Source organism: Mucilaginibacter yixingensis (genome assembly GCF_041080815.1).
Taxonomy (GTDB): domain Bacteria; phylum Bacteroidota; class Bacteroidia; order Sphingobacteriales; family Sphingobacteriaceae; genus Mucilaginibacter; species Mucilaginibacter yixingensis.
Genome location: NZ_CP160205.1, coordinates 2761072 through 2778381, shown reverse-complemented (window position 1 = coordinate 2778381; position 17310 = coordinate 2761072). Strand labels below are relative to the sequence as shown.

Here is a 17310-nt window from a genome sequence, read left to right as displayed (position 1 = left end):
TCATGCCTAAAATTTATAAAACAGCGTTGCTGCTGATGGCTTTTTTTGCTGCATTTACCTTGAATGCATCGGCGCAAACCACTAAATATAAATGCCTCATCCAGATGACCAATTACATGGGCGACGGCGCTTACATTGTTATCTCACTTATCGACCCAAAAGGGAACTACGACAAAACTTTATACGTGCTGGGTTCTGATAAAAAATGGTATAAAACGTTAAAAGAATGGCATACGTTTTATGCCAAAAAACCATCTAACATCAGCGCTATTACCGGCGCATCGGTAACCGGTGGCGATCGTAGTGTTAATGTGATTGAACTGGAAACCAGCAAGATCAACGCTGGTTACAAATTGCGTTTTGAAAGCGCCGTAGAGGATAAAAATTACAACGTAAAAGATCTGGAAATTCCGTTGACTACAGAGGCACTGACTGCTAAAAACGATGGCTCAGGCTACATTCGCTTTGTACGTTTCAGTGCCAACTAAATAACTCTAAAAGATACTGATGACAATTTCTGTCTGGAGATACAGCCACTTAGCCCTGGCTGTATCTTCTTTTTTGTTTCTGGCCCTGGCCTCATTAACCGGCATCATCCTGGCTTTTGAGCCTATTGGCCAGCAGATGAGCAATTATCGCGTTAAAGATTTTGACCGAATTACCGTTGCGCAAGCCGTTACCACACTCAAGAAGACCTACCCGGGGATAACAGATATTGACGTGGATACCTACGGTTTTGTAACCGTTAAAGGCACCGATGCTGCGGGAAAAAAGGTACTGGCCTGTGTTGATGCCCGCACAGGCAAAGTGTTAGGCGCGCCGCCAAAACAAAGCGAGTTTTTCCAGTGGGTAACCGCTTTTCACCGTTCGTTGTTTTTGCATGAAACGGGGCGGGCGTTTGTTGGGGTAATTGCCTTTCTGTTGTCATTAATTGCTGTTTCGGGTACGGCGCTTGTTATCCAGCGGCAGCGTAGTTTTAAGCGTTTTTTTGCGCGTATTGTCAATGAGAACTTTTCTCAATACTGGCATGTGGTGTTAGGGCGTTTATCGCTTATTCCTATCATTATTATCGCGTTAACGGGCACGTACCTGTCGCTGTCTCGTTTTAATTTCTTTCCGGATAAAAAGATTGTCCACAAGATTGACATCGACCACATGAAAACCGATCCTCAGCGCAAGCTGGCAGAGTTTCCGGTCTTCAAAAATACCTTGCTGGCCGATGTACGTACTATTCAGTTTCCGTTCTCTGAATTTCCTGAAGATTATTTTACGCTGAAACTGCAAGACCGTGAGCTGGTGGTTAACCAGTTTACCGGCGATGTGTTAAGCAACATCAGTCACCAAAAAACTACCATCTGGCTAAACCTTAGTTTAGAGCTGCATACCGGCCGTTCAAATATCATTTGGGCTTTGGTGCTGGCAGTGGCTTCGGCAAATATTTTGTTTTTCATTTGGTCGGGCTTTGCCATTACTTTAAAAAGGAGATCGGGGAGGGTAAAAAATAAGTTTAAGGCTGATGAAAGCCAGATCATTATCCTTACCGGGTCAGAAAATGGCAGCACTACGGTTTATGCAGCTTCGGTTTACCGGCAATTGATTAAGCAAGGATATAAAGCATACTTAACAGACCTTAACAGTTACGAGGTATTCCCGCAGGCTGGTCAATTTATCATCATGACGGCTACTTATGGCGTGGGAGATGCGCCATCCAATGCGTCAAAGTTTGCAGCGTTGATGAGCAAATATCCACAACAACAAACGGTCAAATATTCGGTATTAGGTTTTGGCTCGCACGCTTATCCTGATTTCTGCAAGTTTGCGTTCGAAGTGAATCAATCTTTATTGAAAACTAATTGGGCCGAGCCGTTAATTGATATCCATACGGTGAACGATAAATCACCTGCAGATTTTAGTCTTTGGGCTGAGGCGTGGTCGCAGCAAAGCAATATCGATCTAAGCTTACCTTTAGAACTTACCCAATTGCCTAAAAAGCTAAGGAAACTCAGGGTGATTAGTAATACTAAAACCGGCAACGATAGCCAGACCTTTTTACTACGACTGGAAACCAAACGGAGTACGAAAGTCACCTCGGGAGATCTCCTGGCTATTTATCCGGCTGGTGATCATCGCGAACGGTTGTATTCTATCGGCATGGTTGATGACCAGATCCAGCTGAGCGTGAAACTGCATCAAGGTGGTTTAGGGTCGGAGTTTCTACATCGATTAAATGCCGGCGATTTGTTGCAGGCACGCATTGTTGAAAATCCGCATTTCCGTTTTCCTGTTGAAGCCCCATCGGTAGTGATGATAGCCAACGGTACTGGCATTGCGCCATTTTTAGGTATGATTGCTCAAAACAAGAGTCAAACTGTTGTTAGCCTATATTGCGGATTCAGGCAAAAAGCGTCATTTGAGCCTTATGCAGATTTTTTAAAAGAGCAGCAAAACCTGGGGAGACTGGAACAGCTAAGGCTGGCGCTATCCCGCGAGGGCGAAAAACAATATGTTAGCGACCTGCTGGCTGCCGACGCTTCATTTATTGCGAAGACGTTGCAGGAGGGGGGAATACTAATGCTTTGTGGTTCACTAGCCATGCAAAAGGATGTGCTGCGTCTGCTCGATTCAATTTGCGCAGCGTTTACACATCATCCAATCAGTTATTTCCAATCGCATAGTCAGATCCTGATGGATTGCTATTGAAGCCGTAGTTTGGTTTTTAAAGCCAATGATTTGGATGCGATGATCTGCCCGTCATCAGTAATGATCAGGTAGTGGTATGCCGGATGTTTTTTGATGAATTGCAACGCTTTTTCTTTACCCAGCACCATCATAGACGTGCTGAAACCGTTGGCCTGTTCTGCGCTCGGGCCGGTAATACTTACGCTGATTAATCCGCTTGCAGGGTAGCCGGTTTTAGGGTTAATGATATGGGCATAGCGTTTGCCATTGAGCATCACAAATTTCTCATAGCTGCCTGATGTTACCATGGCCCGGTTATGCAGCGGAATTACCGCAAATATGGTATCCGGATGGAATGGGTTGGTAATGCCAATATTCCAGGGGCGGCCATTGGGTTGTGTGCCCCAGGTTGCCATATCGCCGGTAGCATTGATAATGCCTGCCTTAATACCTCTGGCCAGCATCATGTTGCGGCAGCGATCGCCGGCATAGCCCTCGCCCAGGGCGCCAAAACCAATCTTCATGCCTGGCTGTTCTAAATAGATGGTAGAGTTAACGCTATCTAATAAGATGTGCTGATAACCAACCTTGGCAACTGATTTTTTTACTGCCTCTGGCGATGGCATTTCGGTCATTGAGCCATCAAACTTCCAGATCTTCTCCATTGCGGCAAAGCTGATATCAAATGCGCCGTCTGTTGCTTTTGATAGTTTGAGCGCACGCTGCGTCAATTCAAATACCTCACGATTTACCTTTACCGGTTTAATGCCCGCATTGCGGTTCACTTCTGACACCTGTGTTTGCGGCTTCCAGTCGGAGATGAGGTATTCAATACGACTGATCTCTTTGATACAGGTATCAATATTCTGCTCGGCAGTAAGCGAGTCTTTAGCCACAATGGTAATTTCAAACCGGCCGCCCATTAATAAAGTGGTGCGCTTGCGCAACACCTGTGCGTGCACGGTTGTAGCAAAGAAAAGCAAGAGTAATAAGCAACGCTTCATACGGCAAATTTCATAAAAAAGCCGGGACCATTGCGGTGCCCGGCTTCACAGTTTATTGTTTAACGCTTAAAATTTATAAGATAAAGTGGCTTGTACCATGCGCGGAGCAATTGGGTTCACGCTGTAATTTTCGTGTACCAGGTAATTGATCTCGTTGGTAATGTTAGATAGTTTAGCCAGTAATGACAGGTGTTTTTTGAAAGTGTAGCCTGCAGAAAAATCAAAGGTTGCGTAATCTGTCAGGTAAGTTGGCTGCCCGCGTTGCAAACCGTTTTTCAAGGTGTTGAAGCCTGCGTTACGTTTGCCGGTGTAATAACCGGAGAAACCCAGTTTTAAGCCTTGCAGGTCGCCTTTATCAAAGGTATAGAAAATGGTACCGTTGGCGGTGTTAGGCGTGCTGCCAACAACACGTTCGCCTTCTGTAATACCGGTAACAGGCGCTGTTTTAGTATAACGGAAGTAGTTATAAGCATAGCCAGCCAGGAAATACCAGTTGGCTGAAAGTTTACCGGTAATATCAACCTCCACACCATCGCTGGCGGTTTTGCCGCTAAACTCTTTTACGTTGGTATCAGAGTTTGGTTTGCCATCAGCAGTTAGCAGGGCAGTTTGCGCATAACGGTTGTTAACAATGTGGTAACCAGTAACATTAACCGATAAGCGACCGTTTAAGAAATCGTTTTTAATACCAGCTTCCCATTGGTCTATGATAGATGGGCCCAGCGGCACGTTGTAAATGTCGACACCTGTGTTAGGGGTGAAGTTGTTAGCATAGCTGGCATACAAAGAAGTAGTGCTGATTGGCTGATAGATCAGAGCCAGTTTTGGCGAAAACGCTTTGTCTACTTTAGTGCTGGCAGCAGCATCAGTAATTGCGCCGGTCTCTTCGTTAAAGGTGCGTGTTTTTGGTGTTTCCTGGTAAGTGTATCTTACACCGGCCAGTACTTTGAACTGCTCGGTCAGGCTAATCAAGTCCTGAGCAAAGGCACCCATGCGATAAATTGGGGCCAGAACATGCTGATAAGTGTGCGTCTCCGGCATTGGTAGTTTACTTCCATAGGTTGCAGGGTTGAGTATATTGATAGAGTCGGCACTTTTAGCAGTTGTTCCGTCAGCATATTTAAAGCTGTAGGTGGTAGTTCTTGACTGATCTGCGTCGGCACCAAACAACAGCGTATGTTTAATTGATCCGGTCATAGCGCTGCCAGTCAGGTTGATCTGCTGGTTGTAGGTGTATTCCATTGACTGAGATCTGGTTAGCGCACGTGCCGCCATACCAGCTGCATTTGCTGCAGGGCGTTCTGCACCGAAATAGTTACGGCTGTATGATTGGAAGGCAGCTACCGCATTCAGTTTCCAGTTGTTATTGAAACGATGGGTTAAGTTAGCCTGAGCGCTACCGGTATTGGTGTTGTTATAAGCCCATGGCACGTTCAGGAACGCACTGCGCGGAACAGGGGAGATCTTGCCGCCCACGGTGCCGATACCAAAATCTGGGGTGAAGTTGCTTTTCAGGTAATCGCCCTGTACAATCAATTCAGTTTTGTTGCTGATTTTGAACAGTAATGAAGGGTTGACGTAGAACCGGTCGGTCTTTACCACATCGCGGAAACTGTTAGCGTTCTCTTTAGTTGTAATAATGCGGAAGGCTACGCTTTTAGATAGCGGGCCATAAACGTCTACAGTTGGTTTGTATAAACCATAGCTGCCAGCACGCATGCTTACCTCGCCACCCCAATTAAATTTAGGTTTTTTGGTTACCAGGTTTACTACGGCACCGCCGGTTACACCGCCATAAAGTAAAGCGGCACTACCCTTTAATACTTCAACAGCCTCCAGTGTGCTGGCTTCTGGCATACCGCCGGTTGATGTGCGTGCACCATTTTTAAATACGTTGTTTGTGCCCAGGCTATAGCCGCGTGCAAAGAATGATTCATTTACAGAACCGCGATTATCGCCAAGTGAAACGCCGTTAACGTTTCTCATTACGTCAGACAGACGGTTAAACTGCTGATCGGCAATTACATTACTGTCAATAGTCTGAATGCTTTGCGGCATATCCAGCGGGCGCAGGCCTGCTTTACCAACGTTCACCGGCTTGTTCAGTCGGTTAGCGCCGGTGATAGATACTTCATCAAGTTTAGAAGCGCTTTCTTTTAAGGTGAAGTTTAAAACGGATGGTTTGCCTTCGCTTACGGTGATCTGCTTTTCTTCAGTTTGCAGACCGATGAATGAAACTTTAATGGTATAGGTACCTGGTTTAACACCTTTGATGATGTAGTTACCGTTTTGATCTGTAGTGGTGCCTTTGTTGGTGTTTTTTAAACCAACGTTAACAAAGTCGGCCGGTTTGCCATCGCTTGTCTGTACGTGACCGCGAATGCTGCCGCTTTTCTCCAGCGGCCCCTCAGCGTTTGCTGTGGTTATTAGAACAAGGAGAGAGAGTAAAAGTGTATAAAGCTTGATCATGGTGATGGTTGTATGTTTATTTAGATTAATTCTAAACCGTCGGCAAAGATAAAAATGCTTTTTACTTATTTAGAACAAATTTAAATAAATTCAAGAAGGAGGGCAGACAGCTAATCCAGCGGCTTTATTTGAATTCTCTATTTCCTAAAGTTCGGATCGTAGGGGGGAATATTAAGTAACCATTATATTTATAGGCTTGCCGGGATAAAATGGCATAATTCTTTCAGAAACCGTTAATTTTATGCCATCACTTATCAATGAAAAAGATCCTTCTGTTAATACTGTTACTTTCAAATAGTATTTCACTTTTCGCACAAACAGCTGCTATTAGAGGTCGCGTCGCAGATAGCAAAACTCGCCAAGCTATAGAATACGCAAGTGCTGCTGTTTTTAAAGCGGGAGATTCCAGTAGTTTGGTTGCCGGTGTTATCAGCAAGGCTAACGGTAGTTTTGAGTTTAGTAAATTGCCTGCAGGGCGCTATCGTTTAAAAATAGCCTTTATTGGTTATCAGGATTATATCAAAACTGATCTTCAGTTGGGGAGCGGGCAGCGTATTGATCTTGGCGAGATCTTTTTACAACCGGCCAACCGAATGCTCAATGAGGTTAATGTGAAAGGTCAACAACTAAATGCAGTTAATAAGATTGATAAGCAGATTTACCGCGCTGGTCAGTTTGAGGCCGCCAAAGGCGGTTCTGCTGTTGATGTGATCAGGAACCTCCCATCAGTATCGGTCGACGGGCAGGGCAATATCACCATGCGTGGTTCAGAGAGCTTTATGGTGCTGATTAATGGCAAGCCTGTTATTACCGATGCGCAGACCGTGCTATCTCAAATGCCGGCTAACGCAGTAGAGAATATAGAAGTGGTTACCTCGCCTTCGGCAAAGTATGATCCGGATGGTCGGGGCGGGATTCTTAATATTATTACCAAAAAAGGAGCCGTAGACGGCATTACGCTGGCTCTGAATGCGCAAGGCGGTTTGCCAAGTATAGACGATCATAACAATTCGCGCGAACCGGTACGTTTTGGTGGCGATGCCACTTTGAATTATCGAAAAGGCAAATGGGATATTTCCGCAGGAGGCAACTATAACCGTAATGATAATGCCGGTTACCGCGAAGGCGATGTGTTTACCAAAAACTTTAACGCAGGTACCATCACCCGTTTCCCGTCAACCGGCGAGCGCAGTTTTAAGAAGTACAACTATGCAGGGCGCACCACTATTAACTTTACGCCTGATGCTTTTAACAGTTTTTCTGGTGGTCTATTCCTCGGGCAACGTTATCAGGATCGTATAGCAGACCTGGTTTATCACAACACCACGTCAAACTTGAATAATAACGCACTCATTAAAAGTACTACCTATTATAACTCCAACCTGCAAACAAAGGAGGGTAGTTTTGCATTGGCCAACTTTGATTACACCCATACGTTTGCCGATAAATCTACACTGGTGGCTGGTATGGTGTATGAGCACGCAGATTTGTATGGTAACACCAGAAATCGCAACTTACACTATCCTAATACGGCTGATACCATTCAGTATGTTTATAATCCGTATAAACGGCCAATTAGTGGCTATCGCTTTAAGTTGGATCACAGCCTGCCATTGGGTAAAGGCAAACTGGAAAGCGGTTACCAACTGCGTTATGATACGCAGGATGGGCAGTTTGATTACACCGTGACGCCGCCGGCATCGCAGCCTGATGCCGGAAAGTTTCAGGGTAGTCTGCACGCCAAAAACGTGATTAATTCGGTCTACAGCCAATACTCGGGCAAAAGTGGCAAATGGGAGTACAACGGTGGATTGCGTTATGAATATGCCACCCGGTCGGTTGATCTTTCTTACGACCCGAATCGCCATCAGCTTGATCTGTCTAATTTATTTCCATCAGCTTTGCTGCAATATAGTTTGACCGACAGCTGGAAGCTAAAAGCCGATTATAGCAAACGGATTAACCGCACCACTAACCTGGAATTAAACCCCATTCCGGAACGGGAGCATTCAGAAACGTTGGAGGAAGGCGACCCTGATCTGTTACCTGAATTTATTGACCAGGTTGAATTGGGTATCAATCACACTTTTAAAGCGGGTAGTTTTTTTGCCACAGCTTATTATCAGCATATCAAAAACCCTATACAACGACTGAACAGCGTATATGTTGATACTATTTTGAACCGCGTATATACTAATGCCGGTGTGGCTAAGCAGCTTGGGGTAGAAGTTGGTACTAACTTGCAGTTGACCCGATGGTGGTCGTTATACGCAGGTGCCAATGCTTTTAATTATCATATCAACGGCAATATTTTCATTTTAAACCAGCCGGTAACGGTTAATAACCAGCGTTGGGCTTATACCTTTAATGCAAATACTACTTTGCAACTGGCCAAAACCTGGAGCGCACAGGTTAATGTGAATTACCTGTCTAAACGCCCTACAGCTCAGGGCGAAGATTCGCAATATTTTATTCCTAACTCCTCCGTTAAAAAAACTTTTATGAACGGGCGTATGGCTGCCTCGTTACTATGGCAAAATATGGGGATATTTAATTCAGCCAAACAACGGATCACCACTTCTGGTGCTGATTTTTATACCACCACCAATTATATTTACGAAACAAATATGCTGCTCGTTAATATCAGCTTTAACCTGAACAGGTTTGCCAGTAAGTTGAAATTGCCAAATAGCGAGCTGAATGACAGAGAGTTTTAAACTATTTGGCGGTATATTTTGGCTTTGACTTTTGCGGAATAACACGCAATTTTTGCATTTTTAAATTAAGTGCTATCTTTGCAGCAATTCCTGATTTGTTAACCTTTAAATATCAAGGAATCATGACAGAGCAAGTTTACATATCGCCCCTTTCGCTCATTGCCTAAAAACAGGCAGGTCAATCCCTTTTATTTTATTGACTGAACGATAAAGCATGGATTAACTGTGCGCCGTTGTTACCTGTCTGTTTTACGCCGGCTTTTTTGAGCATCCCAGAAAAGGGTATATCCTTACTCAAGGACGAACGGAAATCAAAAAATCAATTGAGATTAATTAATGCGATGACCGCATCTGCTTAACTGACACTTTTAATAAGGTTGGTGTGGGGGAGCGGTCTGCAAAGTCATAATTGCGGGAAAACTCATCCAAAGGATGCCCGTTTAGAACAAATAGCCACATGGGCAATTTAAGAACAAAAGATTTAAGCAAAATAGGTTATCATAATGATCAGCTACGCAGTTTGGTTATTGGTATAGCTGCTAAGAGTTTTAAACATCAAAGCAAACAGGAGATACTTGATTTGCTGATAAATATTAAGAATAATCCGGAAGCATATCTGGATAATGAACTGACAAATAAAATAGCCGAGAAGATCATCGGCAAAACTGAAGGGCCAGCTTTTAAAGTGTTTGAGTTGAGGGAAGAGCCTGTTTTCTGTAAAACGTACGGTGGTAAGGGTATTGAGACATCGGCAAAGCGGCAGATGGAATTGGCCAACCTGTTGCCGGTAAGCGTACAAAGTGCATTGATGCCCGATGCGCATATGGGCTTTGGTTTACCTATTGGCGGGGTGTTGGCTACTGATAATGCCGTAATTCCGTATGCCGTGGGGATGGATATAGGTTGCCGCATGGCGCTTTCTATTATTGACGAGAGCGATACCTACTTAAAACGGTACGAGTATCAGATTAAACAGGCTTTAAAGAATCATACTCATTTTGGTATGGAGGGTGGTTTAGATACCCGGCAGGAACATGAGGTGTTGGACAATAATCTTTTTAATGAACTAACATTGTTAAAACCACTGCGCGGCAAAGCTGTACGGCAGCTGGGTACATCTGGCAATGGAAATCATTTTGTAGAATTTGGCGAGATTGAGATTTTGCCTGATAATTCATTGGGTTTACCGGCTAAGAAATACACCGCGTTGTTAAGTCACTCGGGTAGTCGTGGGTTGGGTTCGGCCATTGCGCGGCATTACACGCAGTTGGCCATGAATACTTGTAAACTGCCGCGTCAGGCACAGCAATTGGCCTGGCTGGATCTGAACACCGAAGCCGGACAAGAGTATTGGTTAGCCATGACCCTGGCCGGCGATTATGCAAAAGCCTGCCATGAGCGAATCCACGATAACTTGCTGAAAGCATTAGGGTTGAAAGCCCTGCACGTGGTAGAGAATCATCACAATTTTGCATGGAAAGATAGACTAACTGACGGCAGAGAGGTGATTGTGCATCGTAAAGGAGCAACCCCGGCACATGCCGGCGAATTGGGAATTATTCCCGGTAGTATGACTACGGCGGCCTACCTCGTGTCTGGCAAGGGTAGGGAAGATGCTTTGTTTTCGGCATCTCATGGTGCAGGCAGGGCAATGAGTAGGCAAGCCGCCAAAGACAGCATGACGGTATCGGCCATGAAAAAGTTGTTGAATAACGCCGGTGTAACGTTGATTGGCGGTACGGTTGAAGAGAATCCGCTGGCTTATAAAGACATCGAAACGGTAATTGCAGCTCAACAGGAGTTAGTAAGTATTGAAGGCCGGTTTCAGCCGCGTATGGTTAGAATGCATAAGGAGTAAGGCGGATATGGAAAAAATAATCATACAAATCACTTCCGGCAAAGGCCCGGCAGAATGTTGCAGGGTTGTTGCCTGTGTGCAAAGTTTAATGATGAAGCAGGCCCGTCAGCAGCACATCGAAATGGAGGTACTTGAAAACATACCAGGCGATGTAAAAGGTACGTTGTTGTCTGCCACCATACTAGCAAGCGGTCATAACCTTGATTCTTTTACAAAGGAGTGGACGGGCACTATCCAGTGGATTGCCCAAAGCCCGTATCGCAAATTTCATAAACGTAAAAACTGGTTTGTGGGCGTAGCCGTTTTCAATATAAACGAACTACCGCAGTGGAATCTGAAAGATGTGAAGCTGGAAACTTGCCGCTCGTCCGGCCCAGGCGGGCAAAATGTAAACAAGGTAGAAACGGCCGTTAGGGGCACACACCTGCCATCTGGCTTGCAGGTAATGGCCATGGACAGTCGCTCGCAGTTGGAGAATAAAAAGCTTTGTTTAACCCGGCTAGAGGCCAAAGTGCTGGCACAGCAAACAGAGGAGCTGATGCAACAACAGCAAAGCCAATGGATGCAGCACAATATGTTAGAGCGCGGCAATCCGGTGAAAACTATAAAAGCAGCGCTGCTTTGATCAAACTGATGTTTGTAATTAAAAAACGCCGTTCTGGATTTGCAGAACGGCGTTTAAATAATTGTTATTAAGCCTTATGTGATTTAAATCTTAAAAGGAAACAAAGCGACCCTTGCTTATATTTCTTTAATTTCAATATGGCGGTATTCCATCTGCCCTCTATCGCCTTCCAGGCCAATTGGGCCTGTTTCCGGCAACTTCAAAGCATCTTCCAGTACCTCGCCGTTACATTCGCAATGCGCAACGTTATCTTTTACGGTTACTATAATTTGATTCCAGTCTTGCGGGTGGTAGTTCTTTAAGTTAGTGTATGGGCCAACGGTTACATAATCACGGCACTGCAGTTGTGGTCCTCTTAAGAAAATACCGCTATCTGCTTGTTTAGACGCACGGAACTCAATCTTCAGAATAAAGTTTTTGGGAAACTTTCTTAAAGTCCAGCTTTTTTGAACCAAACGTTCTGCGCCTTTAGGGTAATTGACTGTCAAAATGCCATTGCCGGCTGAGTAGCGACCGTCAGACGAAGCTGTTTTTCCGTCGAAGCTTTCCAAAACTTCGCCGGTTTTATCACGGTAGCACCATCCGTTAAGTGTACTGCCATCAAAAAGACTTTCAAACCCGGCATCCGGTTTCCAGTTATCTTGCTTTGATTTATTGAGGGGCGATTTTTCTGGCTGGGCCCCGGCAGGCCAACAGAATAAGATACTCCCTGCAATTAATAGAACCGCCGACGATTTTCGGCCTAGCTTTGAACTTTTCATATTTTGGTTTATGGGTATCGGTTATGAAAATTACGATTTTGTTCTGATAGTTACCTCTCTGCAAATTTACAGCACTGGTGCCGCCGCTAATTTGTCATTTAGTGTTTCGGGAAGGTAAGGCCGTCCTCCGGATGACTTGACACATGTGCCTGAAAAAACTGCTTTCGCCATAATCTTGCCATTCACCAATATGCTTTGCTTAAAGTGAATCTTAGGAAGTTGTTTACCGTCAGCATAAAGTTCACAGGTAACAATCATTAAGTCATCTTTCTTTAGTGACCTTACAAAATCAATGGTATATGTTGATAGTACCATGTTCACACCGTTTCTCGCCTCTTCTTCAAAATCAAATCCTAATTCATCTTTTATATAAGCATGACGGCACCATTCCATATAGAAGGGATAATAAAGGCCGTCCATGATGCCTTGCACATCAATATGTTCACTTTTTACGATGTATTCTTTAGAATAGCTCATTGTACAGGGTTTTGAGGTTTATTGGGCGGTAAATATATAAATGCAAGTTTTATAACCGGGGTAAATATCGTTTTTTATGAAACTGACTGCTGCAACAACCTTGCTACATGCCTTCAAAACTGCATTGTTGATTTCTGGTTTAGTGATACTTACGGTACAGGTAACTTAGTTCTGTCTCTTTCACTTATCTTTGCACGCAATTTAATATACCCATACTGTGATTAATGTTAATAATATCTCCGTTTCATTTGGCGGAACTACTTTGTTTAGTGATGTAACGTTCTCAATTAATGAGAATGATAAAATAGCCCTGATGGGTAAGAATGGTGCAGGTAAGTCTACCATTCTCAAGATTATTGCCGGAGCGGCCAAACCTACATCAGGTAACGTAACCGGCCCCAAAGAGGCGGTGATAGCTTATTTGCCCCAGCATTTGCTGACGCAAGATAACGTTACCGTTTTTGAGGAAACGATGAAGGCGTTTGACGAGGCTAATCAAATGCAGAAAGAGTTGGACGAGTTGAATGAACAGCTTACCATTCGTACCGATTACGAGAGTGATGACTACATGAAGCTGATTGAGCGGGTGTCTGAACTGAGCGAGAAAGTTTATTCGCAAGAGGAAACCAACTATGATGCTGAGGTTGAAAAGGTGCTCAAAGGGCTGGGGTTTGAACGTAAAGACTTTACCCGCCAAACCTCTGAGTTTTCGGGTGGCTGGCGTATGCGCATCGAGTTAGCCAAAATTCTTTTAAAGAAACCAGATCTGATCTTGCTGGATGAGCCTACCAACCACATGGATATTGAGAGTATCCAATGGCTGGAAGATTTTCTGGTTAACTCGGCAAAGGCTGTTATGGTGATCTCGCACGACCGTGCTTTTGTAGATAACATTACCAACCGTACCATCGAGGTGACCATGGGCCGTATTTACGATTACAAAGCCAAATACACTCATTACCTGCAATTACGTGCAGAACGCCGGGTACACCAGGTGAAAGCCTACGAGGAGCAGCAACGTTTTATTGCCGATAACCAGGAATTTATAGACCGATTCAGAGGCACGTATTCTAAAACCCTGCAGGTACAGTCTCGGGTAAAAATGCTGGAGAAGCTGGAGATTATCCAGATTGATGAGGTGGATACTTCGGCACTGCGATTAAAGTTTCCGCCATCGCCACGTTCGGGCCAATACCCGGTAATGGTAGAAGATCTGACAAAGACCTATGGCGATCACGTGGTATTCAAGAATGCGGCTATGGTAATTGAACGTGGTGAAAAGGTGGCCTTTGTTGGTAAAAACGGGGAAGGTAAATCAACCATGATCAAAGCAATTATGGGTGAGATTGATTTTGAAGGATCCTTGAAAGTGGGTCACAATGCCAAGATCGGGTACTTTGCTCAAAATCAGGCCGCTTTGCTGGACGAGAATTTAACGGTATTTGAAACCATCGATCAGATTCCGTTAAGCGATGGTACCATCAAGATCAAAGATCTTTTGGGCGCATTTATGTTCAGCGGAGATGATACCACCAAAAAGGTGAAGGTACTTTCGGGAGGGGAGAAGACACGTTTGGCCATGATTAAGCTACTGCTGGAACCTGTAAACGTGCTGATTCTGGATGAGCCGACAAACCACCTGGATATGAAGACCAAAGATATCATTAAAGATGCCCTGAGAGATTTTGACGGCACACTGATCCTGGTATCTCACGATCGTGATTTCCTGGATGGACTGGTACAAAAAGTGTTTGAGTTTGGTAATAAGCGCGTCCGCGAGCATTTTGAGGACATCAAAGGATTTTTGGCTTACAAGAAAATGGACAGCCTGAAAGAGATTGAGCAAAGCTAATTACTATTGTGTCTAGCTTACTAAAATTCATTAAAGAAAAAAATAAAGAAAAATTTCTTGATTTTATAAATATATCGTATCATTGCACTATGAAAACAACAACAATACAACGCTCTATACCCCAACTGATTTATCAGAGAGGATAGGCTATGTATTGACTTGACATAAACAATGCTTTGAAATCCTCTTAGATAAATCTAAGGGGATTTTTTGTTTTGGAGACATTTTTCAGGGTAGTATATCAATTGGTTCAGATTACCTGCTTTGGGAGCAGGAGGTTCCCGGTTCGAGTCCGGGCTACCCTACAATTTATAATGGAAATATAGCTCAATGGTTAGAGCAATACCCTTATACGGTGCCGGTTACAGGTTCAAGTCCTGTTGTTTCCACCAGCAGTCGGTTGCCTGAGTTTGGTAATAGGGATACGCTTTTGAGTAGTACGGTCGCGGGTTCGAGTCCCGCACCGGCTGTGTTTATTTTCCTGTGGTGCAATGGTAGCACGGCTGATTTTGGTTCAGCAGATCGTGGTTCGAGTCCATGCAGTAAAACTGTTTTTTTATATCGGCAGATTCAGTCTGCTATATCCCGCTTTAATCTGCCTTCAGGCGGTATGGGTAAGGTGTGCTTTGTAAAGAAATGTCTGTGTTTTTTTTAAACTCTTCCAATCTGTAAAGAGGGACTATATCGATGAGTGGTAACTGTATAAACTCTTAGAATTTTAGTGCTGCTTGAAAGAATTTTGAAAATGGAAAACCCAGTTGATGACATTTCAGAATTTTTCACGTTAATGAAAACTACGGGCGTCATGGCACCCGTAGTTATTATGGTAATAATTTGTTTATTCAATATTGTATACCGCATGCGATGCTATCGTTTCTTTGTATTTAAAACTGATACCTCACAAAGGCCTCCATGGCCTCGTACTCTGCCAAACCAAGCCGGTCATATTGGCTTGCTGTTTCGCGATTGCGGTCTTCGGCACGTACCCAAAACTCACGCGCGTCATCGCCCGGAAACACCGCCCTGTCTTTTTGCGATTGGTGCTTGAAGATGGCGTTGCGTTTGCGCAACACCTCCTGCGGCGATAGCGGAACCGCCATTTCTATCTCGTATAGTTCAAACTCGTGCCATGCGCCGCGGTATAACCACAGCCAGCAATCTTTCACCCAGTCTTCGGTTTGTTTTAAGCGCTGCAGGGCCGCAAGAATGATGTTGAAGCAAACAATATGTGTACCATGCGGGTCGGCAAAGTCGCCGGCGGCAAATACCTGCTGGGGTTTTACCTTATTGAGCAACTCCATGGTTAAGCGGATATCTTCTTCGCCTACCGAGTTCTTTTTGGTTTTGCCGGTCTCATAGAAGGGCAGCGCCATAAAGTGAATATTCTCATCGGGCACGCCGGCATAACGCGCACCGCTAATAGCTTCGGTTTTTCGGATGAATCCTTTTACGTCCAAAATCTCTTTGGTATCCACCTGGTTAGGAACTTTCTTTTCCATAAAAACACGCATGTCTTCATAAATGGTTTTCAGTTTACTGTCATCCTCGCCAATACTCTGATTAAAGTCGATAGCAAACTCCACAAAGCGCAGGGCGTCATCATCCCAAACCGCGGTATTGCCCGATGTTTGATAGGCAACATGCACCTCGTGCCCCTGGTCTACCAAACGAATGAAGGTACCGCCCATAGAGATCACATCATCATCAGGGTGAGGGGAGAAGATGATGGATCGTTTTTTGGCGGGCTGAGCGCGTTCCGGGCGCTGGTTGTCATCAGCATGGGGTTTACCGCCGGGCCAGCCGGTGATGGTATGCTGCAGTTGATTAAAAATATCGATATTGATGTTATAAACCGGACCTTGCTCAACTGCCAGTTGTGCCATACCGTGGTTATTGTAATCCTCTTCAGTGAGTTTAAGTACCGGCTTCTGCAAGGTTTCTGCCAGCCAGATCACAGCTTTCTTTTTCATCTGTTTAGTCCACTCACAGTCTTTCACCAGCCATGGGGTATCAAACCGGGTGAGGAGTGAGGCGGCATCCTGATCCAAAATAAACTCCACATGGTCTGAAAGTTGCAGATAAGTAGCCGGAACATCGCCAGAGATCTCGCCTTCTACCGCTTTCTTGATAATCGGGGCTTTCTTTTGGCTCCAGGCCATTAATATAATCTCGCGGGCCTTAAATATGGTGCCAATACCCATGGTGATGGCTTTGGTGGGCACGTTCTCTTTACCACCAAAATCGCGGGCGGCATCGGCGCGGGTCAGGTCGTCAAGTGTTACCAGTCGGGTGCCTGAGTTGGGTGCAGAGCCGGGCTCGTTAAAACCAATGTGACCGGTACGACCAATACCAAGGATTTGCAGATCCAGCCCGCCCAGGGCGTTGATCTTTTGCTCGTATTCAAAACAGTAAGCCTGCAGGTAATCTTGATCTAAAGTACCATCAGGGATGTGTACGTTACTTTTTTTAATATCTATATGATTGAACAGGTTTTCGTTCATAAACGTCACGTAGCTTTGTGCTGCTGTGGGCTGCATGGGGTAATACTCATCCAGGTTAAAGGTGATGACGTTCTGGAATGACAGACCTTCTTCACGATGCAGACGTACCAACTCCGCATACACCCCAACGGGGGTAGCCCCGGTTGCCAGGCCGAGCACCGCATTTTCATTACGTTCTTGTTTATTTTTAATAAGTGCAGCAATGCGGGCCGCCACTTTTTTAGCCGCCGTGTGCTGATCGGGGTAAACTGTTACTGCCAGTTTCTCATACCGGGTTTCTTCCAGTAAATTTAATCTTGCCATTAGATTGGGATTGAGCTGATTTATTTTGGCTCAAAACTACCCCGTGCTGCCGTGGCAGGCTTTT

At 44.7% G+C, this 17310-nt stretch carries 11 protein-coding genes and 3 tRNA genes; 9 read left to right on the top strand and 5 right to left on the bottom strand.

The genetic code is table 11. The annotated features are described in order from the left end of the window. Window positions 1–2 precede the first annotated feature (2 nt). Together ABZR88_RS11295 and ABZR88_RS11290 are read left to right on the top strand one after the other, a co-directional pair. Window positions 3–488, top strand: coding sequence for a DUF2271 domain-containing protein (locus ABZR88_RS11295; protein WP_107830317.1), 486 nt, complete (start codon window positions 3–5; stop codon window positions 486–488). Between the two features lie 19 nt (window positions 489–507). Next, a complete protein-coding gene (locus tag ABZR88_RS11290) occupies window positions 508–2700 on the top strand; it encodes a PepSY domain-containing protein (protein WP_107830316.1) in 2193 nt (730 codons plus the stop codon). Here ABZR88_RS11290 and ABZR88_RS11285 read toward each other — a convergent pair. Together ABZR88_RS11285 and ABZR88_RS11280 are read right to left on the bottom strand one after the other, a co-directional pair. After that, complete coding sequence (locus ABZR88_RS11285) at window positions 2694–3683, bottom strand: FAD:protein FMN transferase (RefSeq protein WP_211309852.1); 990 nt, start codon at window positions 3681–3683, stop codon at window positions 2694–2696. The genes ABZR88_RS11290 and ABZR88_RS11285 overlap by 7 nt on opposite strands. A gap of 66 nt (window positions 3684–3749) precedes the next feature. Then, window positions 3750–6152 carry a TonB-dependent receptor gene (locus ABZR88_RS11280; protein ID WP_107830315.1) on the bottom strand — a complete coding sequence of 801 codons (2403 nt, stop codon included), beginning with the start codon at window positions 6150–6152 and terminating at the stop codon, window positions 3750–3752. 257 nt (window positions 6153–6409) lie between these two features. Between ABZR88_RS11280 and ABZR88_RS11275 the strand changes: the two genes are divergently transcribed. The 3 genes from ABZR88_RS11275 to prfH all read left to right on the top strand — a co-directional run bounded on the left by ABZR88_RS11275 (window position 6410) and on the right by prfH (window position 11352). Continuing rightward, the gene (locus ABZR88_RS11275; RefSeq protein ID WP_107830314.1) at window positions 6410–8869 is read left to right on the top strand and encodes a TonB-dependent receptor; all 2460 of its coding nucleotides are present in this window, start codon (window positions 6410–6412) and stop codon (window positions 8867–8869) included. 457 nt (window positions 8870–9326) lie between these two features. Next, on the top strand, window positions 9327–10727 hold the full coding sequence (locus tag ABZR88_RS11270; protein WP_107830312.1) for an RtcB family protein: 1401 nt from the start codon (window positions 9327–9329) through the stop codon (window positions 10725–10727). 7 nt (window positions 10728–10734) lie between these two features. Continuing rightward, entirely contained in the window at window positions 10735–11352 is a 618-nt protein-coding gene (gene prfH, locus ABZR88_RS11265; protein ID WP_107830310.1) for a peptide chain release factor H, read from the top strand. A 116-nt stretch (window positions 11353–11468) separates the two neighbouring features. On the opposite strand, the gene ABZR88_RS11260 is transcribed toward prfH, so the two are convergent. After that, entirely contained in the window at window positions 11469–12113 is a 645-nt protein-coding gene (locus ABZR88_RS11260; protein ID WP_107830307.1) for a DUF1080 domain-containing protein, read from the bottom strand. A gap of 66 nt (window positions 12114–12179) precedes the next feature. Beyond that, on the bottom strand, window positions 12180–12590 hold the full coding sequence (locus tag ABZR88_RS11255; protein WP_107830305.1) for a thioesterase family protein: 411 nt from the start codon (window positions 12588–12590) through the stop codon (window positions 12180–12182). Window positions 12591–12807: 217 nt separating this feature from the next. On the opposite strand from ABZR88_RS11255, the gene ABZR88_RS11250 reads away from it, so the two are divergent. The 4 genes from ABZR88_RS11250 (at window position 12808) to ABZR88_RS11235 (ending at window position 14912) form a co-directional block, all read left to right on the top strand. Further along, window positions 12808–14442: an ABC-F family ATP-binding cassette domain-containing protein gene (locus ABZR88_RS11250; RefSeq protein WP_107830303.1), complete on the top strand. Its 1635-nt coding sequence runs from the start codon at window positions 12808–12810 to the stop codon at window positions 14440–14442. Window positions 14443–14672: 230 nt separating this feature from the next. After that, a tRNA-Pro gene (locus tag ABZR88_RS11245) sits at window positions 14673–14747 on the top strand. Between the two features lie 11 nt (window positions 14748–14758). Continuing rightward, window positions 14759–14834: transfer RNA gene (locus ABZR88_RS11240), tRNA-Ile, on the top strand. Between the two features lie 2 nt (window positions 14835–14836). Then, a tRNA-OTHER gene (locus tag ABZR88_RS11235) sits at window positions 14837–14912 on the top strand. A gap of 414 nt (window positions 14913–15326) precedes the next feature. Here ABZR88_RS11235 and nagB read toward each other — a convergent pair. After that, entirely contained in the window at window positions 15327–17246 is a 1920-nt protein-coding gene (nagB, locus tag ABZR88_RS11230; protein ID WP_107830301.1) for a glucosamine-6-phosphate deaminase, read from the bottom strand. Window positions 17247–17310: the final 64 nt, after the last annotated feature.

Bases quoted from the DNA above. Each gene is read 5' to 3' on its own strand.
- ABZR88_RS11295 (WP_107830317.1), top strand. From the start codon at position 3: ATGCCTAAAATTTATAAAACAGCGTTGCTGCTGATGGCTTTTTTTGCT.
- ABZR88_RS11290 (WP_107830316.1), top strand. From the start codon at position 508: ATGACAATTTCTGTCTGGAGATACAGCCACTTAGCCCTGGCTGTATCT.
- ABZR88_RS11285 (WP_211309852.1), bottom strand. From the start codon at position 3,683: ATGAAGCGTTGCTTATTACTCTTGCTTTTCTTTGCTACAACCGTGCAC.
- ABZR88_RS11280 (WP_107830315.1), bottom strand. From the start codon at position 6,152: ATGATCAAGCTTTATACACTTTTACTCTCTCTCCTTGTTCTAATAACC.
- ABZR88_RS11275 (WP_107830314.1), top strand. From the start codon at position 6,410: ATGAAAAAGATCCTTCTGTTAATACTGTTACTTTCAAATAGTATTTCA.
- ABZR88_RS11270 (WP_107830312.1), top strand. From the start codon at position 9,327: ATGGGCAATTTAAGAACAAAAGATTTAAGCAAAATAGGTTATCATAAT.
- prfH (WP_107830310.1), top strand. From the start codon at position 10,735: ATGGAAAAAATAATCATACAAATCACTTCCGGCAAAGGCCCGGCAGAA.
- ABZR88_RS11260 (WP_107830307.1), bottom strand. From the start codon at position 12,113: ATGAAAAGTTCAAAGCTAGGCCGAAAATCGTCGGCGGTTCTATTAATT.
- ABZR88_RS11255 (WP_107830305.1), bottom strand. From the start codon at position 12,590: ATGAGCTATTCTAAAGAATACATCGTAAAAAGTGAACATATTGATGTG.
- nagB (WP_107830301.1), bottom strand. From the start codon at position 17,246: ATGGCAAGATTAAATTTACTGGAAGAAACCCGGTATGAGAAACTGGCA.